The 22,189-nt window shown below is 46.9% G+C and carries 21 protein-coding genes; 15 read left to right on the top strand and 6 right to left on the bottom strand.

Translation table 11 applies throughout. The annotated features are described in order from the left end of the window. Window positions 1-11 precede the first annotated feature (11 nt). A complete protein-coding gene (locus ACWHAR_RS05710) occupies window positions 12-7,469 on the top strand; it encodes a beta-ketoacyl synthase N-terminal-like domain-containing protein (RefSeq protein ID WP_032874977.1) in 7,458 nt (2,485 codons plus the stop codon). A 134-nt stretch (window positions 7,470-7,603) separates the two neighbouring features. On the opposite strand, the gene ACWHAR_RS05705 is transcribed toward ACWHAR_RS05710, so the two are convergent. Then, a complete protein-coding gene (locus ACWHAR_RS05705; RefSeq protein WP_032875233.1) occupies window positions 7,604-8,815 on the bottom strand; it encodes a cytochrome P450 family protein in 1,212 nt (403 codons plus the stop codon). Window positions 8,816-9,103: 288 nt separating this feature from the next. Here ACWHAR_RS05705 and ACWHAR_RS05700 point away from each other — a divergent pair, with 288 nt between their 5' ends. After that, window positions 9,104-9,538, top strand: a complete 435-nt coding sequence (locus ACWHAR_RS05700) for a NucA/NucB deoxyribonuclease domain-containing protein (protein WP_007611576.1) — start codon at window positions 9,104-9,106, stop codon at window positions 9,536-9,538. A gap of 59 nt (window positions 9,539-9,597) precedes the next feature. Next, entirely contained in the window at window positions 9,598-10,353 is a 756-nt protein-coding gene (locus ACWHAR_RS05695; protein WP_032874979.1) for a YoaK family protein, read from the top strand. Window positions 10,354-10,386: 33 nt separating this feature from the next. Here the strand turns inward: ACWHAR_RS05695 and ACWHAR_RS05690 are convergent, their stop codons facing one another. Both ACWHAR_RS05690 and ACWHAR_RS05685 read right to left on the bottom strand, forming a co-directional pair. Next, on the bottom strand, window positions 10,387-10,749 hold the full coding sequence (locus ACWHAR_RS05690) for a hypothetical protein (RefSeq protein WP_007410383.1): 363 nt from the start codon (window positions 10,747-10,749) through the stop codon (window positions 10,387-10,389). Window positions 10,750-10,941: 192 nt separating this feature from the next. Then, a complete protein-coding gene (locus ACWHAR_RS05685) occupies window positions 10,942-12,270 on the bottom strand; it encodes a S8 family peptidase (RefSeq protein ID WP_032874981.1) in 1,329 nt (442 codons plus the stop codon). A 178-nt stretch (window positions 12,271-12,448) separates the two neighbouring features. On the opposite strand from ACWHAR_RS05685, the gene ACWHAR_RS05680 reads away from it, so the two are divergent. From ACWHAR_RS05680 to ACWHAR_RS05670, 3 genes are all read left to right on the top strand, one after another. Then, complete coding sequence (locus ACWHAR_RS05680; protein ID WP_032875236.1) at window positions 12,449-12,682, top strand: hypothetical protein; 234 nt, start codon at window positions 12,449-12,451, stop codon at window positions 12,680-12,682. A 255-nt stretch (window positions 12,683-12,937) separates the two neighbouring features. Beyond that, on the top strand, window positions 12,938-13,645 hold the full coding sequence (locus tag ACWHAR_RS05675; protein ID WP_032874983.1) for a poly-gamma-glutamate hydrolase family protein: 708 nt from the start codon (window positions 12,938-12,940) through the stop codon (window positions 13,643-13,645). 60 nt (window positions 13,646-13,705) lie between these two features. Next, the gene (locus ACWHAR_RS05670; RefSeq protein ID WP_032874985.1) at window positions 13,706-14,158 is read left to right on the top strand and encodes an OsmC family protein; all 453 of its coding nucleotides are present in this window, start codon (window positions 13,706-13,708) and stop codon (window positions 14,156-14,158) included. Between the two features lie 13 nt (window positions 14,159-14,171). Here ACWHAR_RS05670 and erbB read toward each other — a convergent pair whose 3' ends face one another. From erbB to ACWHAR_RS05655, 3 genes are all read right to left on the bottom strand, one after another. Continuing rightward, window positions 14,172-14,525 carry an SMR family multidrug efflux transporter EbrB gene (gene erbB / locus ACWHAR_RS05665; protein ID WP_032874987.1) on the bottom strand — a complete coding sequence of 118 codons (354 nt, stop codon included), beginning with the start codon at window positions 14,523-14,525 and terminating at the stop codon, window positions 14,172-14,174. A gap of 17 nt (window positions 14,526-14,542) precedes the next feature. After that, a complete protein-coding gene (gene erbA, locus ACWHAR_RS05660; protein ID WP_007410378.1) occupies window positions 14,543-14,857 on the bottom strand; it encodes an SMR family multidrug efflux transporter EbrA in 315 nt (104 codons plus the stop codon). 137 nt (window positions 14,858-14,994) lie between these two features. After that, window positions 14,995-15,270 carry a hypothetical protein gene (locus ACWHAR_RS05655; RefSeq protein WP_373681458.1) on the bottom strand — a complete coding sequence of 92 codons (276 nt, stop codon included), beginning with the start codon at window positions 15,268-15,270 and terminating at the stop codon, window positions 14,995-14,997. Window positions 15,271-15,407: 137 nt separating this feature from the next. Here ACWHAR_RS05655 and ACWHAR_RS05650 point away from each other — a divergent pair, with 137 nt between their 5' ends. The 9 genes from ACWHAR_RS05650 to ACWHAR_RS05610 all read left to right on the top strand — a co-directional run bounded on the left by ACWHAR_RS05650 (window position 15,408) and on the right by ACWHAR_RS05610 (window position 22,176). Then, on the top strand, window positions 15,408-15,812 hold the full coding sequence (locus tag ACWHAR_RS05650) for a YmaF family protein (protein ID WP_014417831.1): 405 nt from the start codon (window positions 15,408-15,410) through the stop codon (window positions 15,810-15,812). Between the two features lie 98 nt (window positions 15,813-15,910). Then, entirely contained in the window at window positions 15,911-16,855 is a 945-nt protein-coding gene (gene miaA / locus ACWHAR_RS05645; RefSeq protein WP_032874989.1) for a tRNA (adenosine(37)-N6)-dimethylallyltransferase MiaA, read from the top strand. Window positions 16,856-16,894: 39 nt separating this feature from the next. Continuing rightward, on the top strand, window positions 16,895-17,116 hold the full coding sequence (gene hfq / locus ACWHAR_RS05640) for an RNA chaperone Hfq (RefSeq protein WP_003154064.1): 222 nt from the start codon (window positions 16,895-16,897) through the stop codon (window positions 17,114-17,116). Window positions 17,117-17,212: 96 nt separating this feature from the next. After that, window positions 17,213-17,488 (top strand): YmzC family protein, encoded by a 276-nt coding sequence (locus ACWHAR_RS05635; RefSeq protein ID WP_032874991.1) that lies wholly within the window; start codon window positions 17,213-17,215, stop codon window positions 17,486-17,488. An 82-nt stretch (window positions 17,489-17,570) separates the two neighbouring features. Further along, window positions 17,571-17,786, top strand: coding sequence for a hypothetical protein (locus tag ACWHAR_RS05630; RefSeq protein ID WP_003154062.1), 216 nt, complete (start codon window positions 17,571-17,573; stop codon window positions 17,784-17,786). A 259-nt stretch (window positions 17,787-18,045) separates the two neighbouring features. Further along, window positions 18,046-18,438, top strand: coding sequence for a class Ib ribonucleoside-diphosphate reductase assembly flavoprotein NrdI (gene nrdI / locus ACWHAR_RS05625; protein WP_003154061.1), 393 nt, complete (start codon window positions 18,046-18,048; stop codon window positions 18,436-18,438). Beyond that, window positions 18,398-20,500: a class 1b ribonucleoside-diphosphate reductase subunit alpha gene (nrdE, locus tag ACWHAR_RS05620; RefSeq protein ID WP_007611605.1), complete on the top strand. Its 2,103-nt coding sequence runs from the start codon at window positions 18,398-18,400 to the stop codon at window positions 20,498-20,500. The genes nrdI and nrdE overlap by 41 nt, the downstream gene beginning before the upstream one ends. Before the next feature lie 17 nt (window positions 20,501-20,517). Then, a complete protein-coding gene (gene nrdF, locus ACWHAR_RS05615) occupies window positions 20,518-21,507 on the top strand; it encodes a class 1b ribonucleoside-diphosphate reductase subunit beta (RefSeq protein WP_012117608.1) in 990 nt (329 codons plus the stop codon). A gap of 48 nt (window positions 21,508-21,555) precedes the next feature. Beyond that, window positions 21,556-22,176: a hypothetical protein gene (locus tag ACWHAR_RS05610; protein WP_032874993.1), complete on the top strand. Its 621-nt coding sequence runs from the start codon at window positions 21,556-21,558 to the stop codon at window positions 22,174-22,176. Window positions 22,177-22,189: the final 13 nt, after the last annotated feature.

Genomic DNA, 22,189 nt, shown 5'->3' with positions numbered 1-22,189 from the left:
AGGGGACGGCTTTGCAAAACACTGAAGATCTTCTTTACAAACTATTGGCAGGCCAGCTGAAATCTGTCGGATTTTTTACGGAAAACGAAACGCAGCCTGTCATGCAGGGGTTTTACGGCAGGTGGCTGGAAGAAAGCATCTCCATCTTGGTGCAAAAAGGCTTTTTGAAACAGTCAGGCAGTACGTATGTGTTAACGGGTCCGATAGAGCGTGCGGACGTGCTGTGGCAAGAATGGGATGAAAAGAAAGCTCCTTTACTCAAGGACAGCAGCAAAGAGGCGATGATCACCTTAGTGGAGACCGCTCTCAGAGCTTTGCCGGATATTTTATCCGGCAGAGTTTCTGCCACTGATGTTCTGTTTCCTGATTCCTCAATGGAATTGGTGGAAGGAATCTATAAAAACAATGAAACGGCAGACTACTTTAATGAGGTGCTCGCTGACACATTGACGGCTTTCATTGAAGAACGCCTGAAAGAAGACCCGAACGCGGAAATCCGGATATTAGAGATCGGAGCGGGGACGGGCGGGACGAGCGCGGCCGTTTTCAAAAGATTAAAAGAGTACAAACATCATGTGAAAGAATATTGCTACACCGATCTGTCAAAGGCCTTTTTCATGCATGCTGAAAAAGAATACGGTCCCGACAATCCGTATTTGACTTATAAGCGGTTTAATGTGGAAGAGCCCCCGGCTTTGCAGGGTATAGAGGCGGGCGCATATGACGCGGTAATTGCGGCAAATGTGCTTCACGCGACAAAAAATATTCGGCGGACACTTCGCAATGCCAAAGCGGTGCTTAAAAAGAATGGGATTTTGCTATTAAATGAGATCAGCAGCCATTCGGTTTATTCTCACCTGACATTCGGCCTTTTGGAAGGCTGGTGGCTGTATGAAGACGCCAAACTGCGCATTCCCGGATGCCCGGGGCTGTATCCTGAAGCGTGGCAGTCTGCGCTGGAAAGCGAGGGATATCGGTACGTTACATTTATGGCGGAATCGTCACATCACTTCGGCCAGCAGATCGTGGCGGCAGAAAGCGACGGCGTTATCAGGCAAAAGCAGCCGGACGCGCAGGCGGTTGAAGAAACTGCGGCTTCCAAAGAGCCGGCTGATTTCACAGAACCGCCTTTCTCAGTCACAGACCGGACTGTGCAATTCATAAAAGAAACGTTAGCCAAGTCCATAAAGCTTGCTCCCGAGCGCATTCAGCCGGAAACCAGCTTTGAAAAATACGGCATCGACTCCATTTTGCAGGTGAATTTTATCCGCGAACTGGAAACATTGACGGGCGAGCTGCCAAAAACGGTCTTATTTGAACACACGAATACGAAAGAACTTGCCGAGTATTTGCTGGAAAATTACTCGGATAAGCTGCAACAGGCATTCGGAGCCGAACAAGCGCCTCCTGAAACGGAGCATCCGGAACCTGCAATGAATGAACCGGTGCCGCTTGTCACGGAAACGCGGCGATTTATCACTGAACAAAAAGAGCCAAAAGCGCCAAAGCCGGAAACAGAAACCGTCACCGTTAATCATTCTGATCGTGACGACATTGCCATTATCGGCATCAGCGGCCGCTATCCCGAGTCTGAAACGCTCGATGAGCTGTGGGAACATTTAAAAGCCGGAGACAGCTGTATTACGGAAGCCCCGGAAAACAGATGGAAGTCCGGTCTTCTGAAAACAATGGCAAAAGAAACACGAAAAGAAGAACGCAAAACACGGTACGGCGGATTTCTGCAGCATATTGACGCTTTTGACCATCACTTGTTTGACATCCGGGAAGACCATGTGATGGAGATGACGCCTGAGCTCCGTCTAAGCTTAGAAACCGTATGGGAAACATTTGAAAACGGCGGTTACTCGTTAGAAAGAGTAAACGAATGGCAGGAATCAGACAGCGGCATCGGTGTATTTATGGGCAGTATGTACAATCAATATTTCTGGAATATCCCGTCATTGGAAAAAGCCGCGCTCAGCTCTAACGGAGGGGATTGGCATATCGCCAACCGCATTTCCCACTTTTTCAATTTAACGGGTCCGAGCATGGGCGTTACGACCGCATGCTCCAGCTCACTGAGCGCCATTCATCTCGCCTGTGAAAGCCTGAAGCTTAACAGCTGTTCCATGGCGATTGCCGGAGGGGTCAATCTCACGCTTGAACCGTCTAAATATGATGCGCTCGAACGGGCTAATTTGCTTGAACAGGGAAGTGAGAGCAAAAGCTTCGGAACCGGCACGGGCCTGATGCCGGGAGAAGGAGTCGGGGCGGTGCTCTTGAAGCCGCTCTCCAAAGCGGTTGCTGACAAAGACCATATTTACGGGGTCATTAAAAGCAGCGCGTTGTGCCATAGCGGCGGAAGGCAGATGTACACGGCTCCGGATCCGAAACAGCAGGCGAAGCTCATGGCGGCTTCCATCGACAAGGCCGGAATCAATCCGGAAACAATCAGTTATGTTGAATCAGCGGCAAACGGGTCTGTATTGGGAGATCCGATTGAGGTCATTGCCCTGACAAACGCGTTCGCGCAATATACTGATAAAAAACGTTTTTGCGCGCTTGGATCCGTCAAGTCAAATCTCGGCCATTTAGAGGCGGCTTCCGGCATGTCCCAGCTCGCGAAAGTGCTGCTGCAAATGGAGCGGGAAACATTAGTCCCGACGATTAACGCAAAACCGCAAAATCCGAATATCGCGCTTGAACAAACGGCTTTTTACCTGCAGGAAAAAACCGAGTATTGGGAACGTCTGAAGGATGCCGAAACGGGGGACATCATACCGCGGAGAAGTATGATCAATTCCTTCGGGGCAGGCGGGGCATATGCAAATCTCATCGTAGAAGAATATATCAGCCCGAATTCCGATCAGGCCCGTCACGGCGATGAGGAATATATTTTCCCTGTGTCAGCGAAAACAAAATGGAGTTTTGAAGCCTATCTTGAGAGACTGGCGGCTTTTTTAGAAAAGACGCCATCTCTTCATCCGGCCGCCATCGCATCCGCGCTGCAAAAAAGAACGCATCATTTGGAGTATCGGGCGGCATTTACGGCTGCTTCCGTTCAGGAACTGCTGGAAAAGCTGTCCGCTTACCGCATGGATCAGCGGAATCTCAATTTCTCCGATTCTGATATTGGCCGGCGTGCGCGGCAATGGGAAAAAGGAGAGAATATCGCGTTTGATCAGTTGCAGCAAGAGCACGCCGTTCATCTGCCGGCCTACGCTTTTGACCACGGGACTTCTTTTCAATTCGGTGAATCAGAAAACGCTGCCGGCGTTCAGTCGGTATACAGTGATGACGACCCATACGTGAAAGGGCATCAATTCAGCGGAGAACCGGTACTCGTCGGCGCTACGTATAACAGTCTGGCAGTCGATCATTTTTGTGAAATTTTTCCTGAAGCGGAAGGAGGACAAATTAAAAAACTGAATTACACGAGCCCCATTACCGTAAAAAAAGGCGATCGCATCGAGCTGAAAACAGAATCGAAACAAAACGGGGATGGATTTGAACTGAGCATAATGCACCGCAGCCGCACGTCTCCTGATTGGAGCATAGCGGCGTATGCCGAGTGCAGCCCGTATCCGTTTCAAAAGCAGCACGCGGATCTGACGGCCATTCAGCGCTCTTACCGGGAAGTGGGCCGGATAGATGAGTTATACGGAGACGGAACGGGAACCGTCGTGTGGGGAGAAGAATTTAAAACGATCACCCGCCTGTACAAAAGCTCTGATGGCGTTTTAGCGAAAGTGAACCTGAACAATAGCGACTCACAACAAGCGCATCATTATGCCGTAAATCCGTTAATCGCCAACAGTGCTTACTTGGCCTCACTTTCTTTATTGGACCAAACGGAGGCGGAAAGCTATCTGCCGTTCGGCATTAATTCCGTCACCTTCAGCAGCCCGGAAGATCTTACCGATTGCTGGCTGCACATCAAGCTGGCCAAACAAACGGGGGAAATGATTCTGATTAACGCAGATGTCATCAGCAGGCGATCGGAAGTGGTGATGCGTTTTGAAGGCTATGCCCTGAAACGGTTCCGCCCGAAAACCGAACAGATAAATCAGCCGGCCCGAACGGCTGTTAAGAATGCGGGAGCACCGATTTCTGCCGGCAGTCTGACAGATGATATCCGCAGCTACGTCCTTGGCAAGCTCGCCAAGATGATGGATGAACCCACGCCATCTCTTCATTCTGACGCAAATATCATGGAATTGGGACTTGATTCAGCGAGCCTGATCGGGCTGACAAAAGAGATCGGCCAAGAGGCGGACATCGATGTGAATCCAACATTGTTTTTCGAGTATCCGACCGCGGAGGAGCTGACCCGCCACTTCGCGTCAGCATATGAGAGCAAGTTTTCTCAATTGCTTGCCGATCATAAGCATTCAGAAGAGGCCAGGGTCACGGAAACAGAAGAGCGCACTTTACCGAAGAAACAGCATAAGCCTTGTGATAACGCCGATATCAAGCAAGGAATCGCGATTATCGGTATGTCAGCTCAGTTTCCGCAATCCCCGGATATCCAGTCTTTTTGGGAGCACATCGTAAACGGGGATCACTGTATTACCGAAATTCCGGCGGACCGCTGGGACTGGCGCCGTTACGCCGGTGATGAGAATGACACGAGTCTCAGATGGGGCGGTTTTATTGACGGTGTCGGCGAATTTGACCCGCTCTTTTTCGGAATTTCTCCTAAAGAGGCATCACAAATGGGGCCGGAGCAATTTCTGCTTTTGATGCATACATGGAAGGCAATGGAGGATGCGGGCCTTACAAATAAGGCATTATCAAGCAGACCGACAGGCGTTTTCATTGCCGCGAGCAACAGCGATCCGAACAATGGAACAGCCATTCCGTCCATCATTCCGAACAGAATTTCATATGCCTTGAATTTACAAGGACCGAGTGAATATTACGAGGCTGCCTGCACGTCAACGCTGGTGGCATTGCACAGGGCAGTTCAATCAATCCGCCATAACGAATGTGAGCAGGCTGTCGTGGGAGCCGCCAATATTCTGCAATCGCCGAAGGGCTTTATCGGTTTTGACTCAATGGGATATTTAAGCAAAAACGGCCGGGCGAAATCGTTCCAAAAAGATGCCGATGGCTTTGTCAGAAGCGAAGGGGCGGGCGTGATCATCATCAAACCGCTTGAGGCGGCAATTGATGACGGCGATCATATTCACATGGTCATTAAAGGAACAGGAGTGTCTCACGGCGGTAAAGGCATGTCGCTTCACGCACCGAATCCGGCGGGAATGAAGGCCGCGATGAAAAAAGCGTACGAAGACACCGAAGTTGATCCGCAAACCGTCACTTATATTGAAGCGCACGGCATTGCCTCCGAAATGGCAGATGCGCTGGAGTTTAATGCAATCAAAGCGGGTTACGGAGAGTCTGCAAATCAAGAGGAAAGCGCGCCTTGTTATATCAGCACCGTGAAACCTTGCATCGGGCACGGCGAACTCGCTTCCGGACTGGCTGCCCTTATAAAAGTGGCGATGGCCATGAAGCATCATACCATCCCGGGTATTCCCGGATTTACAGCTGCAAATGAGCAAATGGCCATTCAGAAAAGCCGCTTCCGTTTCACCGAAGACAATCAGGAATGGACACAGTTCACCGACCATACGGGCAGACCGATCCCGCGCCGGGCCGCAATTAACAGCTATGGCTTCGGCGGCATGAATGCGCATGTCGTCTTGGAACAGTACAGCCCGAGCCATAAAGACAAAGAATCTGCGCATGAACCGCAGCTTATCGTGCTTTCTGCTAAGAGCGAAGGGCGCCTAAAGGCGGCCGCAGGTCAGCTGGCTGATTTTGTGCAAACTGGAGATACTCCGTCATTGCGGGATATTGCTTATACGCTTCAGACCGGCCGTGAGGCGATGAACTGGCGCCTGGCACTCGTTGCCCGCAATCAAGATGAATTGCTGGAAAAACTGAAAGAGTACAGAGCATTTTCCGAAGAAAGCAATGGAATGAAAAGCTTCTTTACAGGCAGTCAGCAGACTGGATCAGGAGATATCGGCGTTTTACTGGAAGGGACTCTCGGTACAGTCGTCACAGAGACGCTGTTGGCTGAAAATAATCTGGAAAAGCTTGCATTTTGCTGGGTGAAAGGTGCGGATATACCGTGGGACAGACTCCACCAAGGCAAATCTGTTCAAAGAGTGCCGCTTCCGACATATCCTTTTGAAAACCATAAGTATTGGAACGGCGGTCAGCCAGAAGACATCAGCCTTGCATTGGTTTCACAGGAGCCTCAGCTCTGCCGCGGGAGCGCGGCTGACATTGTGGCAGACATTTTGGGGATGGAGCCAGCGGAAATGGATCAAAATAAGCCGCTGACTGAATACGGCTTCGATTCAATCTCCTCTATTCAGCTGCTGAAAAAACTTGAGGGCGGAGACAGCCGCATCAGTCTGGAGGCTCTTCAGAAATGCAGCACTGTTCAGGAGATTAGCATGCTGTTAAAAACGAACCAATCGCAGGAGGCGGGCCGGAATTTTCCCGAACTCGTCAAGCTGAATGATAGAGAAAAAGGCCGTCCTGTTTTTTGGTTTCACGGCGGAACGGGAGGCGTGGAAGCATACCAGCCATTCGCCAAAAAGAGTCAGCGGCCTTTTTACGGCATCCAGGCAAGAGGTTTGACAGGGAAAGAGCCGCTGCAAGGAATCGAAGAGACTGCCGTTTCTTATATGAGAATCATCCAAGCGGTACAGCCGAAAGGCCCTTATGACCTCGGCGGATATTCCTTGGGCGGAATGCTTGCATACGAAACCGCGCGCCTCTTGCAGGAGGAAGGTCATACGGTAAAAAGCGCCGTCATGATCGACACCCCGTACAGTGAAAAATGGAAAGAAAGAAAACCATCTGTTAAGTCAGTCATGCTGCAAACGATCAATACGATGCTTGCAGCATATCTTAAGCCTGAAAACCTTGAAGAGGCATTAATCAGCAGAGAAGACATTACCGTCCAGGCTGAGGAAGAAGAGATATTGAAAGAATTGATCGGCCTTGCCAAAAAGCGCGGTCTGCCAAAATCCGAAGAAGCGATCCGGATGCAGCTGGAGCAAATGATGAAGACGCAGCTCGCTTACGGAATGGAAGAGTATGACATGAAGCCGCTGCCTCATCCGGAAGCGCTGCAATGCTACTACTTCCGTAATAAAAGCGGTTTGTTCCTCGGAGATCTTGAACGTTATCTGACAGCAGAGGAAGAACAAATTCCGTTAGACCAAGATGCGTATTGGAAAGAATGGGAACGCCAGATGAAACAGTTTCACCTGCTGGACGTTCACTCTTCCAATCATGTCACAATGCTGTCGGAACCAAAGCCGCAAAACGCCATTAAAGCATTCTGCGAAAAACTGTACGCAAACAAAGGAACGATAAGCGCAAATTTCCTTAAATCTTTCAGAAAAAAGCTGGACGAAACAAATGAGCTGGTAAAACGGTAATAGAGAACGGCCGGAGCAATCCGGCCGCTTTTTTATTTATATAGAACTAAATTTACTATGTACTAAATTTTCATTGTTATATTGATTTCTGTTTATAAGACATTAAAAAAACCCCCGATAAACCGGGGGCGATATTAAAATCTGACAGGCAATGTTTCAAGCCCTCTCAAAAACACATTTTTTCTCCATGTTACATCCTCGGGCGCGCCTTTCAGCTCTATATTCGGAAACCGTTTTAAAAGCGCGGTAAAGGCAATGGATGCTTCCATCCGGGCGAGCGGAGCCCCGAGACAAAAATGAATGCCGAATCCAAAAGAAATATGACGGTTCGGTGTTCTCGCTATATTTAATGTATCAGGATCATCAAAATATTCCGGGTCCCGATTGGCTGAACCGATGCCGATAAATATCATTTCACCTTTTTTAATAGAAACATCTTTATAAGTGAAATCTTCAATCGCCCATCGATTCGCCATCATGATGACGGGAGAGGTATAACGCAAAAGCTCTTCAACCGCCATCTGGATATTTTCCGGCTGCCGCTTTATCTTCTCCATCTGGTCTTTGTGCAGAAGAAGCGCCAGAGTGCCGGAGCCAAGAAGGTTAACCGTTGTTTCAAGCCCGGCAACGACTAACAAAAACAGCATGGAATACAGCTCTGATTCACTCAGCTTTTGGCCGTCCTCTTCAGCGTAAATAAGCTTGCTCGTCAAGTCTTCACCCGGATGTTTTCTTTTTTCTTCGATCAGTGTTTTCATATATTGTTTAAATTCTTTGAGAGCCTGGTTGGTCGCATCTTGTCCGCTTTCTGACGTGTCGACCATTGCGTTTGTCCACACTTGAAATTTGGCGCGGTCTTCTTTCGGAATTCCGAGCAGCTCGGAAATGACGATAAACGGAAGCGGTGCGGCGAAATCTCTCATGATATCAGGGTCTGCTTTTGTTTCCATTTTATCCAGCAGCTCTTCTGTGATCTGCTCTATCCCGGTGCGAAGCTGCTCAATCATCCGGGGAGTGAACCCCTGATGCACCAAAGATCGAAGACGTGAATGATCCGGGGGGTCTTTTGCCAGCATATGCTCTGAGACAAAATCGATATCTTCACTGACATTCAGCTTCGCGATCAGCTCCTTCGGCATGACCCGTTTTACATCTCTCGTAATTCTGCCGTCTTTTAAAAACGCCATACAATCATCATAACGCGTGATGAGCCAAGCCGGAAAGGTGCCTCCGAAACGCTGCAGTTCGAATTTATGTATGGGGTCCTTCTCTCTGAATCTGCTTAAAACCGCAAAAGGGTTTTCGTGAAACTCGGGTGAGTGTGGGTGAAACATTGTTTTTTCCATCTGGATTTCCCCGCCTTCATGTTTTTGAAAAGACATAACAAACAGCCGGTGCCTGCCGACCGGACGGCATTCCTCCTTTTATCTGCCGAAGACACTGATCACAACGGCTCATAAGTATGTCTAAAATATATAAGGAAACAGAAGCCGGTTCAATAGACAAATCGTAAAGCTGCCATTTTCGTTGATTATCAACAAAACAGCAAACTTTTTTTGCCATTTCATCATGTGTGTTAAATCCGGCTAATATACATATTTACGCTTCATATCAACTTCTTAAGGAGGATGTGAATGAATGCGTTTATGAAATGGGCGGCAAGTCTGCTTTTGGTGATCTCTCTTCAGTTCGGCCTTACGGGCGCCGGCATCCATTCGGACAGTGCTGCTCGTGCCGCATCCCGATACGATCAGGTGCTGTATTTCCCGCTGTCAAAATATCCGGAGACGGGAAATCATATAAAAGACGCCATTTCGGCAGGTCATTCTGAGATTTGTACAATTGATAGGGGCGGAGCGGAGAATAGAAGGAAAGAATCATTGAAAGGAATTCCGACAAAGCCCGGGTTTGACCGTGATGAATGGCCCATGGCAGTCTGCACAGAAGGCGGGGCGGGGGCTGATATCAGATATGTAACCCCGTCGGATAACCGCGGGGCCGGTTCATGGGTTGGAAATCAAATGAGCGGATATTCCGACGGCACGAGAGTATTATTTATCGTTCAGTAACTTCTCCGGTTCGCCGGAGTTTTTTTATGCTCTGAAAAAGCGGCACGCCGGCTGGACATATGAAATGGCAAAGAGTAAACTTATATGTTGGAATCAGCATGAGAAAGGATTGGATCACATTGACAGTGACTACATACCGAAATATTGCACTTTTACTTCTTTGTTTAACAGCGGGAATTGTGGATGTGATCGGTTATTTAAGCCTGGGACATATCTTTACCGCCAATATGACGGGGAACATCGTTCTGTTCGGCCTGGCGGTCGGCAACTCATGGCACCTTGCCGTACTCAAATCGTTAACCTCGTTAATCGGATTTATTGCCGGCGTTATTGCCGCGGCCCTGCTTGTGGGCAATAAAAAGAAATCATTCTGGCCCCCTGCGGTAACTGCCGCTTTAGCTATTGAAGGAGCTGTTTTGCTGCTGTTTGCTTTGTTCTCTTGCTTTTTTGCAGATGCCATTTCTGTTTATGTGCTGATTATGCTGCTCAGCTTCGCAATGGGAATGCAGACGACAGCCGCGAGAAAACTTGGTGTAGCGGGGATTTCCACGACCGTATTAACAGGAACGCTCGCTAATTTTTTTGAAGATCTCACCGCAAGGTTTTACAAAGCGGACAAGCGGAAGCAGTTTACGAGAGATGCTGTTTTGCGCGCGCTTGCCTTGGTGCTGTATTGTTTTGGGGCGGTCATAGGCGCTTTTGCCGAACCGGATTATAAGTTTGCCGTGATCTGGCTTCCGATTATCATTATTTTAGGCATTATGCTTTGCGCATTCACGATGTTCCACGGATATTCTGAAGAAAAAAACCAATAAAAAAACGCCGCTGATTCAGGGCGTTTTTTCTTTTTATTGCTCTTTCCGGGTCCCGATTGTATAAACGGCCCGATCTGTATGTACCTTTAATCCGTCTTGCTCCTTTTGGATGGTAATGTCGCCGAGCAAAGGGATTTCATACGCATCTTGAGGGAGCGGGACATTTCCTTCCTCCGTATAGGTTGTGCCGTGTCCTTTTAGGACGAGCTCTTCGTCAGCTACATAGTCATCGGGATGATTTGTCCGGCGGACGAGAACATCATCAAGGTGAAGCATGATCTGGTCCATATCAGAAATCTCGTTTCGGCTGTCTGTCAGCTCTCCTTTTCTGATATCAAGCGTTTGTCCGATCTGTTTTTGCAGCCATTCAGACAATTCGGTGTTTGTAAGTGCCATTGTGATTCCTCCTTTTATCTACACCATACTTATTCCCTATTTTTTTAGAAATACACTGCCTTGCATTGATCTTTTTTTCTGACAGCCGGTTCTAAAGCATTCCGAGTTCCTTCATTATAAATGTTTCATCTGTTCACCTGAAAAACGGAGTCATCTGCCGGTGCAGACGACCCCGTTCTCATGATAAAAAGGTTACTCTTTCGGCACGGCGTTTTCGGCGTTCACTGCGCCCGCTCCGTAAATGTTCGGATCTTCATTTGTCCATTGATCCGGACTTTGTTTGATCAGTGTTTTCACTTCGTCAGGCGAAAGCTGCGGGTTCTGCTGAAGAATTAAGGCGGCAATGCCCGCACAGATCGGAGTGGCCATGGACGTGCCCGACAGACTGAAATACAAGGAGCCTACACGGTTTGATTTCTGTAATTTGTCAAGGTATGAACGCGGAGAACGGAGAGATACGATATCGACCCCGGGCGCAAGAATGTCAGGCTTCTCTTTTCCGTACACAGTCGGGCCGCGGCTTGAGAATGAAGCGACCGTATCGTCCTCATTGCCGGCCGTATCATTGTCATCATAGGCGCCTACCGTGATGACCTTCTCGCTGACACCGGGGCTTGAAATCGTTTGAGCTTCCGGACCGGAGTTGCCCGCGGCGACGCAGACGACGATTCCTTTATTCCATGCCTCTTCAACGGCCTTGACGAGCGGGTCGTCCGTTTCTTTATCATATCTGAGCGCATCTCCGCCCAGTGACATGCTGATGATTTTGATCGGATTCTTTGTGTGTTCTTTATTATATTGTATGCACCATTCCACACCTTCAATGATATCAGCCAAGGTTCCTGATCCTGATTTGTTTAAAACCTTGACTCCGATCAGATCGGCTTCCGGCGCCGGCCCCTGATATTTACCCGAAGATGAAGCGCCGCTGCTTGCGATATCACCGGCGCAATGGGTGCCGTGCCCGTTGTCGTCATACGGTTCTGTCTTTTGGTTGACAAAGTCCGCAAATCCGATAACTCTGCCTTCTAAATCGGGATGCTGATAGATTCCGGTATCAATAACGGCAACGATTACGCCTTTTCCTGTTAATACGGTGCCGTTACGGGTCACTTCTTTTGCATGAGACGATTCAGCTGCCGTATCAAGGAGCGCTTTTACTTCACGGTTTAAATAGATTTTACGGATATCCCGGCATTGCGAAAGAAGCATGTGAAGGGCGGACGGAGTGACTTCGGCGCTGCAGCAATTGATTGTTTGAAACTGCTTTTTTATGGTGCAGCGTTTTTCTTTTGATAAGACCTGTCCTGTGCTGTGAAAACCGGATTCATGGCAGCCCTCTTCAAATTCAATGATGACTGACATTTTCTTTCTGTTTTTCACCTTTTTTTCGAAAAACTTGTGCAAAAAGCAAGGTGTCCATTTGAAAGGTTTATATAACTGTAATACGTTTTCTCTGAGCGGCCAGTCCAGCTTATGAGCATTTGACCGCACCATTTGTACCATTGAGTAACCAAACATATATACTTTTCCTCCCATTCTGGCGATTCTCTCTATACCATATGAACAGGCCGTATGTTCGGTCAGTTTGTTTGTCCTTCAGGAGCGCTGGTTACTTGCGGCTTTTTCAGGAGAAGAAATCGAGTTGGAAGAGAACGTTCGTTCGGTTATGATGAAGCCGGCGGAAGGAGGTATATACATGAACATAATATTGAGACATTCCTTGGAAAAACAGCTTCCGATTGATATTATATATATGAAAAAAGACGGCTCCATTTCAAAACGGACCATTATGATAAAAAAAGGGGATGAGCGGGCTGTAACGGCATTTTGCTGTACAAAAAGGCAGGTGAGAACTTTTTTGACGGGCTCCATTCTGTCCTGTGCATTTGCTTCGGGAGGCGGATATTCATTTTTAAAAGCGTATTCTTGATGCCGTCCGTTTCCGGCTGTGAATCTCCCGCCCCTGAAAATTCGGGCGTTCCTCCCTTTTTTTTTGCCCTCTCTCAACCTTTTTTCACTGATGCCCGGCATTTGAGCGCTTGAACCGTGACAATCCATTGATTTTTCGAAACCGGGAAGTTTTTCACTGATGATAATGTTAATAGAATGTTAAGATAAGACCTATTGACAAAAATCCATATAATGAACATGTCATTTTTCAGAAAGGAGCAAAGAAGGAGAGCTGATGAAAAGAATTTTACTTAATGTCATCATTATCGTAGCAATGGTCTTACTAATAAGATGTGCTCATTATGCGTCAGATCCTGATCCCTCGAATTCTTCTGATACATACACAGATTTTAAAGATTTGGCTGAACATGAAGACCCCGATGATTATCATATATCGTACAATAAGCGAAAGGGGAGCCCCGTATTGATCATGTCGCCGCACGGAGGGAGAATTGAGGGCGGGGTGAGCGAGATCGTCCGCTCTTTCAGCGATGATTATTCAACCTATCTGTTTGAGGGATTAAAAACGCATGATAACCAGACTCTTCATATTACGAGCACCAAGTTCGATGAGCCTTCAGCAGTCGAAAGCATTAAGCAGCACCATTATGTTATCGCAGTGCACGGTTATAAAGGCGACGAGAAAAATACTCTTGTCGGAGGAAGCGATCGGAAGCGGGCGAAAAAATTGGTGAGAGCTCTCGAACGAAACGGATTTTCTGCAGAATTGGCAACCTCAAAAACCGGTCTGGCCGGGGTTAACACCGAAAATATCAATAACCAGGCGCAAACCGGGCTGAGCATACAGCTTGAGATCAGCAGAGAACAGCGGGAAGCGCTTTTTGATAATTTTGATTATCGCGAAAGGGAATTCACAAAAACGGAGGAATTTTACCGGTTTGTCCGTACGATAAAAAGAGTGATCAATCAAGAGTATTCGTGAGCTTAAAAAAAGACAAATCAGTGAATGATGAGTAAACTGAAAAAAAAGGAGGTTTGTCCCTTGGCAACACATCACTTTTATTTAAAAGCAAATTGGCCCGGAAATCGCAATGACGTCGGCGATATTAAAAGCGGCCGGCTGGAAACGGCTGTGTCCATTCCTAAGGAAATGGACGGACCCGGAGAAGGCACAAATCCTGATGAAATGCTGCTTGGAGCGGCCGCGACCTGTTATATTATAACGCTTGCGGCGATGATGGAAAGAAGCGGCCTGGATAAAGAAGATCTACATATGGAATCTGAAGGAATTGTAGACGTCACGAACGGTGTGTTCACGTACCAGAAAATCATTCACCGTCCGTTTATATTATTAAAGCCGGATGCAGCCGAAACGGACTTTACGCTCGCCAGGAAGTTAGCGCAGAAAGCGGAGTCCTCGTGTATGATTTCACGAGCGGTCCGAGGAAACGTGGAGATGGGGCTTGAGGTTGAAGTAAAAGCTGCCGGCGCTTGACGAGTTCAAACGGTCAGCTCCGGGCCGTTTGATTTTTTTTAGCTTTTTGAGACTTGGAACGGTTCAGCAGGATGACGCCCGTGATGACCAAAACAAGCCCGATCATCATTTTGATCGTTATGGCTTCCTTAAAAACAATAAAGCCGACAATTGCCGTTAAAGCGGTGCCGACACCTGACCATGTCGCGTATGCGGCGGATAAATCAAGGCTTTTCAATGAGAAGCTCAAAAACATAAAAGAGGCTCCGATTCCGGCAATGACGCCGAGAGCGGGCCACAGGTGCGTAAAACCGTCCGACAGCTTCAGCATCGTGCTCCCGAACACTTCTGATACAATGGCTAATGCCAAGCAAAGTAATCCTTTCATCAGCATGCCTCTCCTTTCTACCAATTCATCAAAATGACACCGGCCAATAAGAAAAAGAGCCCGATGACGGCCTGCTTGTCCAGTTTTTCATGAAACCATTTCGCTCCGATAATGGATGCGAGCACCGTTCCGGCTCCGCTCCATGTTGCATAGGATAAGCTGAGCGGAATGAGATTCAGTGTCAGTGAAAGCATATAAAAGGCCAATGAATAGCCTGCCACTACAAGCGCGCTCGGCAAAAACCGCGTAAATCCGCGGGAGACCTTCAGCATGGCCGCGCCGATTGACTCTGATAAAATAGCAATTGTGAGGAAGATATAACCCAGAATCATATCAAATCCCCCTCTCATCATAATCCTTATGCCTTTTGTTTAAGGCAGTAAAATAAAATAATATCCGAACTTTGCCCGCCAAGTCAAGACATTAGGCCTATACAAAAAGGCCCCCGTGGAGGAGCCTTTTTGATTCGTCAATAGTAATACGGATAGCCGTAGCCGTAACCCCCGTACAAGTACGGATTGAATAAAGCGCTTCCGACAAGCCCCCCGACAAGCCCTCCGAAAAACGGTCCGCCGTAAAAACCAAACGGCCGTCCGAATCCATAACCAAACCAAGGCCGGCCAAATCCAAAACCCGGCCGTCCGAATCCAAATCCGAATCCGGGCCGCCCGAAGCCGAATCCCGGCCGTCCAAACCCAAATCCGGGACGTCCGAACCCAAATCCAGGCCGCCCAAACTGTCTCATATCACTATCTACTGCGTATGTGTATTCTTCATTCATAATTAAGGTACCTCCAAGAATAAATTTGAGATGATAACAGAGTATTCAGCCCACCAATTTTTGATTGGGCGTTTATCAAAAAAATAAAGGAGTGAGCTTTTGTGGGCCTGTATCAGTCCGATTGGTCAAAAAAACCTCCGCACACACACGCATACCGGGCGGTTACGGATGTAGTGCAGGGGCATTACCATTTGATTGAAGGCTTTTCGCAGCCGGAGAACGGCAGCAATACAGATGAGCATACACATTTCTATACGGGCATCACCTCGTTTGAAAACGGCCATTTTCATAGGTATTACGGCATTTCCGGCCCTGCCATCCCGAGGGTTGACGGAACACATTACCATGAGCTTTCAGAGACCACCTTTGCCGCCTACAATGAGCCGATTCAGATCCAGCACGGCGGCGTCGTTTACGATCCGCGGGAGGAAGGACGGAAAACGCACCGCCATACACTCAAAGGAAAAACGAGAGAGGTTGTCGGAAACGAGCCGATCGGGTGGTAGTGGACGTTTAGCGCTCAGGAAAAAGGGCAAAATGGATAGGTGCCTGAAGAAATGAATGCTATAATTAGGGGGAGATTTATAAAAGAGAGTGATACATATTGAAAAATAAAAAACAGCCTGTCGTCATACTTGTCGGACCGACGGCAGTCGGAAAAACAAAACTAAGCATCGGACTCGCGAAAATGCTGAATGCGGAAATCATCAGCGGAGATTCCATGCAGGTATATAAAGGGATGGACATCGGAACGGCCAAAGTCACCGAAGAAGAGACAGAAGGCGTGCCGCATCACCTGATTGATATTTTGGAGCCGTCCGACACTTTTTCAACGGCGGATTATCAGAAAATGGTAAGGGGAAAAATCACCGAGATTGCCGATAGAGGAAAGCTGCCGATGATTGTCGGGGGAACGGGTCTGTACATTCAGTCCGTGCTGTATGACTATACGTTCACGGAAAACTCCGGTGACCCTGTATTCCGGGAGCGCATGGAGAAACTGGCGGCTGAAGAAGGGGCGGAAGCGCTTCATGCCAAGCTTGCGGCAACCGACCCGGAAGCGGCGACAGCCATTCATCAAAACAATACGCGAAGAGTCATCCGCGCGCTCGAAATTCTGCATGTATCGGGAAAAACAATGTCAGAGCATCTTAAAACCCAAAAACGGGAGCTGCTTTACAATGCGGTTCTTATCGGTCTTACAATGGACAGAGAAGTGCTGTACGACCGGATTAACGAGCGCGTTGACCTGATGCTGGAAACCGGCCTTCTTGACGAAGTAAAGCGGCTGTATGATATGAATATCCGGGACAGCCAATCGATTCAGGCGATCGGCTATAAAGAGCTGTATGAATATCTTGATGGAAAAGTGCCGCTTCCTCAGGCTGTGGAGCAATTAAAACAAAATTCTAGGCGATATGCGAAACGCCAGCTGACCTGGTTTCGCAATAAAATGCCCGTTTCATGGACAGATATGACGCCGCCTGTTGATATTGAGCAGAAAAAAAAGGAAATTTTCGAGTGCATAGCAGGAAAACTGGAAATTTAATCGAAACAGTATTGTATTGAGAACCAAGGAGGACGAAACATGAAACCGATTAATATTCAAGATCAGTTTTTGAATCAAATCCGAAAAGACAATACGTTCGTCACGGTGTTTTTACTCAACGGCTTCCAGCTTCGCGGCCAGGTAAAAGGCTTTGACAACTTTACCGTTTTGCTCGAAACGGAGGGGAAGCAGCAGCTTATTTATAAACATGCCATCTCCACGTTCGCCCCGCAAAAAAACGTCCAGCTTGAGCTTGAATAGACTTTTTGAAAAAGACCATGAACAATGGTCTTTTTCTATGCGCATCTGTATATTGCAGGCTGTATATCGGATACATAAAAGGGGGTTCGGAAAATCGTGTTCGAAAGTGAAAATGAACTGAGAAGAATCAGGATTACGCTCGTTTGGATCGCTGTTTTTTTGCTGTTTGGAGCTTGCAGCAATCATGAGACGGTGGTGACGGATGATGACGGCGGCTTGGCGGATACCGAACCGCAGACAGAAGGCATGGTGCAGCTGGAACATAATCGTTTCGGCATCGTTGAGGACGGTTACTTAAAAATATACCGCTATGATGAAAAAACGAATAGAATCGAACTGAAAAAAGAAACGGCGCTGGATGAGCTTGAATAAATTTCACAAGCGTTCGAATTTACAAAGCGGGCCGCACAAGCTACACTAAGTACTGACATTGATCATGCAGAGGGTGAGACGATTGAAACACAAGGTGATAATCAACCATTGGGAAGAAACTTGTGAAGATGATTCCTGCTATGAATATGGAACCAGCATCATCGTTGACGGCAAAGAACTGATCAGAGAGGCTTCCATCACAAGCGCTCTGAAAGCCGTACTGAAAGAAATCGGTGCTGATGTGGAGATTGAAGAAACCGTTGAAAGCGAAAAAAAATGTGATTCTTACAAAAAATAAGAATAAAAGTCTAGACTACTAAGCAGTTTTTTTTCATGTTATGATAGACATCGGCTTACACATGACACCTTGAGTAGGATGAGAGATGATTCTCGTTCTGCTCTCTTTTTTGGGCGTTAATCGGGCTAGAGCCAAAGTCCGCTCTTTCAAAAATATGAATTTTTTATAAATCGATCTCAATATGTTGTGTTTTTCTGAGAGGTTAGTATACTATATATAGTGTTAAGAGATTCATTATTTTTGATAGGTCGTGATAAGGATGGTTCAAATCATATTTGATTCAAAGACAGGGAATGTTCAGCGTTTTGTGAATAAAACAGACTTCCAGCTGATCCGCAAGGTGGACGAAACGGACCACGTGGACACTCCGTTTGTTTTGGTCACCTACACGACAAACTTCGGCCAGGTACCGGCATCAACACAATCATTTCTCGAAAAATACGCCCATCTCTTATTAGGAGTCGCTGCGAGCGGCAACAAAGTATGGGGCGATAACTTTGCAAAAAGCGCCGATACCATTTCAAGACAATATCAGGTGCCGATCTTGCACAAATTTGAACTCAGCGGCACATCTAAAGACGTTGAATTGTTTACTCAGGAGGTAGAAAGAGTTGTCACAAAATCAAGTGCCAAAATGGATCCAGTTAAATAACGAAATCATGATCCAACAAGATGGAAAATTCCAGTTTGATAAAGATAAAGAGGCTGTACATAGCTATTTTGTTGACTATATCAATCAAAACACAGTTTACTTTCACGATTTAAAAGAGAAGCTGGATTATTTGATTGAAAACCAATACTACGAAGAGGAATTCTTAAGCCTTTACTCTTTTGAAGACATTAAAGAAGTGTTTAAGACAGCTTACGCAAAGAAGTTTCGTTTTCCTTCCTTCATGAGTGCGTTTAAATTCTATAATGACTATGCTTTGAAAACGAATGACAAGAAAAGAATCCTCGAGCGTTATGAGGACCGAATCTCAATTGTTGCGCTGTTCTTCGCAAACGGCGACACTGAGAAAGCAAAAGAATATGTGAATCTGATGATCAATCAGGAATATCAGCCGAGTACACCGACATTTTTGAATGCCGGCAGAAAACGCCGCGGAGAACTGGTGAGCTGCTTCTTGCTCGAAGTCAACGATTCCTTAAACGATATTTCACGGGCGATCGATATTTCCATGCAGCTGTCTAAATTGGGCGGCGGGGTTTCTCTTAATCTGTCGAAGCTTCGCGCGAAAGGCGAAGCGATTAAAGATGTTGAAAACGCCACAAAAGGTGTTGTAGGCGTCATGAAGCTTCTTGATAATGCGTTCCGTTACGCTGACCAAATGGGCCAAAGACAAGGCTCAGGCGCGGCGTATTTAAATATTTTCCACCGCGATATCAATGATTTTCTTGATACGAAAAAGATTTCTGCGGATGAAGATGTGCGCGTCAAGACGCTTTCTATCGGTGTCGTCATTCCGGATAAGTTCGTTGAGCTTGCACGTGAGGATAAAGCGGCTTATGTATTCTATCCGCATACGATTTATAAAGAATACGGCCAGCATATGGACGAAATGGACATGACGGCGATGTATGAGGAGCTTGTCGACAACCCTCGTGTCAAAAAAGAAAAAGTGAATGCGCGCAAATTGCTTGAAAAGCTTGCCGTTCTCCGTTCTGAGTCAGGTTATCCGTACATTATGTTCCAGGATAACGTAAACAAAGAGCACGCGAATAACCACGTATCAAAAGTGAAATTCTCGAACCTTTGCTCTGAAGTGCTTCAGGCGTCACAGGTTTCAGCTTACACAGATTATGACGAGGAAGATGAAATCGGCTTGGACATTTCCTGCAACCTTGGTTCATTAAATATACTGAATGTCATGAAACATAAATCGATTGAGCGCACGGTGAAACTCGCGACGGATTCCCTGACTCATGTATCTGAGACGACGGATATCCGCAACGCGCCGGCAGTCAGACGCGCGAACAAAGCGATGAAGTCCATCGGTTTAGGCGCTATGAACCTTCACGGTTACCTGGCCCAAAACGGCATCGCGTATGAAAGCCCGGAAGCAAGAGATTTCGCGAATACGTTCTTTATGATGGTGAACTTTTATTCCATTCAGCGTTCAGCTGAGCTTGCGAAAGAAAAAGGCGAAACGTTTGAGCATTATGAAGGCTCCACTTATGCAACGGGAGAATATTTCAATAAATACATCGAAAAAGAGTTCTCACCGGCATACGAAAAAATCGCTGCGCTCTTTGAAGGCATGCACATTCCGACAATCGAAGACTGGAAAGAGCTGAAGGCGTTTGTCGCTGAAAACGGCATGTACCACAGCTACAGACTGTGCATCGCGCCGACAGGCTCCATTTCCTACGTCCAATCCAGCACGGCGTCCGTTATGCCGATCATGGAACGGATCGAAGAAAGAACATACGGAAATTCAAAAACGTATTACCCGATGCCGGGGTTAGCGTCTAATAACTGGTTCTTCTACAAAGAAGCTTATGATATGGACATGTTCAAAGTGGTGGATATGATCGCGACAATCCAGCAGCATATCGATCAGGGAATCAGCTTTACCCTGTTTTTGAAAGATACGATGACAACTCGTGATCTGAATCGTATTGATCTGTATGCCCACCATAGAGGCATCAAAACCATTTACTATGCAAGAACGAAAGATACCGGGCAGGACAGCTGTCTTTCTTGTGTCGTTTGATTAAAGGAGAGTTTACAGTGACAAAAATTTATGACGCAGCAAACTGGTCAAAGCATGAAGATGATTTCACCCAAATGTTTTACAACCAAAACGTAAAGCAGTTTTGGCTTCCGGAAGAGATCGCATTAAACGGCGATCTTCTCACTTGGAAGTATTTGGGTAAAAATGAGCAGGATACGTACATGAAGGTGCTCGCCGGCCTGACACTGCTTGATACAGAGCAGGGGAACACGGGCATGCCGATTGTGGCCGAGCACGTCGAAGGTCATCAGCGAAAAGCGGTTCTTAATTTCATGGCGATGATGGAAAACGCGGTGCACGCAAAATCATATTCAAATATTTTTATGACGCTTGCTCCGACTGAAACGATTAATGAAGTATTTGAATGGGTTAAACAAAATAAATATTTGCAGAAAAAAGCGCAAATGATTGTCGGGCTTTACAAAGCCATTCAAAAAGACGATGAAATTTCACTGTTCAAAGCGATGGTTGCTTCCGTCTATCTGGAAAGCTTCCTTTTCTACAGCGGTTTCTATTATCCGTTATATTTCTACGGACAAGGAAAACTGATGCAAAGCGGTGAGATCATTAACCTGATCCTTCGTGACGAAGCGATTCACGGCGTGTATGTCGGTCTCCTTGCTCAGGAAATTTATAATAAACAGACAGAAGAGAAAAAAGCAGAGCTTCGTGAATTTGCGATTGACCTTCTGAATCAGTTATATGAAAATGAGCTTGAATATACAGAGGACTTGTACGATCAAGTCGGACTCTCACACGATGTAAAGAAATTCATCCGCTATAACGCCAATAAAGCTTTGATGAACTTAGGGTTCGATCCTTACTTTGAAGAAGAGGATATTAATCCGATCGTATTAAACGGATTAAACACCAAAACAAAATCACATGATTTCTTCTCCATGAAAGGGAACGGCTACAAAAAGGCGACGGTAGAACCGATTAAGGACGAAGATTTTTATTTTGGCCAAGATGAAGAGCAGATATAATATCTGCTCTTTTGGCTTGAGTGGAGAGGTAAGACAGGAGGAACGGGCATGAATAAAATGGATGAAATCATCTTGGCTGCACCGCGGAGTGACGTTTTTCAAAACGAAATGCTGACATTTCAGGGAGTCAACAGCGAGGATGAACGTATCGTAAAAATTATGGCTCAAATTGAGGCGCATTTTTTTGAAATCAGAAGAGGCGACGCGGAAGAGGACCCGCGATTTAAACAGCCGATTCCGTATGTCGTCATCCGCCGCGATGATGAGGTGTTTGTGTATGAACGGCTCGCGGGCGGAGGGGAATCACGCCTCCATAATAAGCTTTCTCTCGGCTTCGGCGGACACATGAACCCTATGGAAGGGGCGGCTTCATTTTCGGAAGTGCTGAAACAGAATACCGACCGGGAGCTGGCGGAAGAACTGTACATTCGCGAGGAGGACAAACAAAACATTGTCACACTCGGCCTGATTAATGATGATGAAAACGATGTAGGGAAGGTGCATATCGGCATCCTTTCTGCGCTCCAGTTAGCGTCTGCGGCACAAGTCGAAGTGAAAGAAAAAGATCAAATCGCCGGGCGCTGGATGAAACTGAGCGAACTGAAAGAGGAAAATGTGTATCAGCGTCTTGAAGCTTGGTCTCAGTTTGTCGCCGATATACTTCAATAACAAAAAACCCCTG

Source organism: Bacillus sp. LR--39 (assembly GCF_053613335.1).
Note: the sequence above shows the minus strand (reverse complement) of the source record. Positions and strands in the feature narration are given on the sequence as shown.

What these genes read in the sequence shown, in the direction of transcription:
- ACWHAR_RS05705 (WP_032875233.1), bottom strand. Translation starts at nt 8,815, where the DNA reads ATGGAAAAAACAATGTTTCACCCACACTCACCCGAGTTTCACGAAAAC.
- ACWHAR_RS05700 (WP_007611576.1), top strand. Translation starts at nt 9,104, where the DNA reads ATGAATGCGTTTATGAAATGGGCGGCAAGTCTGCTTTTGGTGATCTCT.
- ACWHAR_RS05695 (WP_032874979.1), top strand. Translation starts at nt 9,598, where the DNA reads ATGAAATGGCAAAGAGTAAACTTATATGTTGGAATCAGCATGAGAAAG.
- ACWHAR_RS05690 (WP_007410383.1), bottom strand. Translation starts at nt 10,749, where the DNA reads ATGGCACTTACAAACACCGAATTGTCTGAATGGCTGCAAAAACAGATC.
- ACWHAR_RS05685 (WP_032874981.1), bottom strand. Translation starts at nt 12,270, where the DNA reads ATGTTTGGTTACTCAATGGTACAAATGGTGCGGTCAAATGCTCATAAG.
- ACWHAR_RS05680 (WP_032875236.1), top strand. Translation starts at nt 12,449, where the DNA reads ATGAACATAATATTGAGACATTCCTTGGAAAAACAGCTTCCGATTGAT.
- ACWHAR_RS05675 (WP_032874983.1), top strand. Translation starts at nt 12,938, where the DNA reads ATGAAAAGAATTTTACTTAATGTCATCATTATCGTAGCAATGGTCTTA.
- erbB (WP_032874987.1), bottom strand. Translation starts at nt 14,525, where the DNA reads ATGAAAGGATTACTTTGCTTGGCATTAGCCATTGTATCAGAAGTGTTC.
- erbA (WP_007410378.1), bottom strand. Translation starts at nt 14,857, where the DNA reads ATGATTCTGGGTTATATCTTCCTCACAATTGCTATTTTATCAGAGTCA.
- ACWHAR_RS05655 (WP_373681458.1), bottom strand. Translation starts at nt 15,270, where the DNA reads ATGAGACAGTTTGGGCGGCCTGGATTTGGGTTCGGACGTCCCGGATTT.
- hfq (WP_003154064.1), top strand. Translation starts at nt 16,895, where the DNA reads ATGAAACCGATTAATATTCAAGATCAGTTTTTGAATCAAATCCGAAAA.
- nrdI (WP_003154061.1), top strand. Translation starts at nt 18,046, where the DNA reads ATGGTTCAAATCATATTTGATTCAAAGACAGGGAATGTTCAGCGTTTT.
- ACWHAR_RS05610 (WP_032874993.1), top strand. Translation starts at nt 21,556, where the DNA reads ATGAATAAAATGGATGAAATCATCTTGGCTGCACCGCGGAGTGACGTT.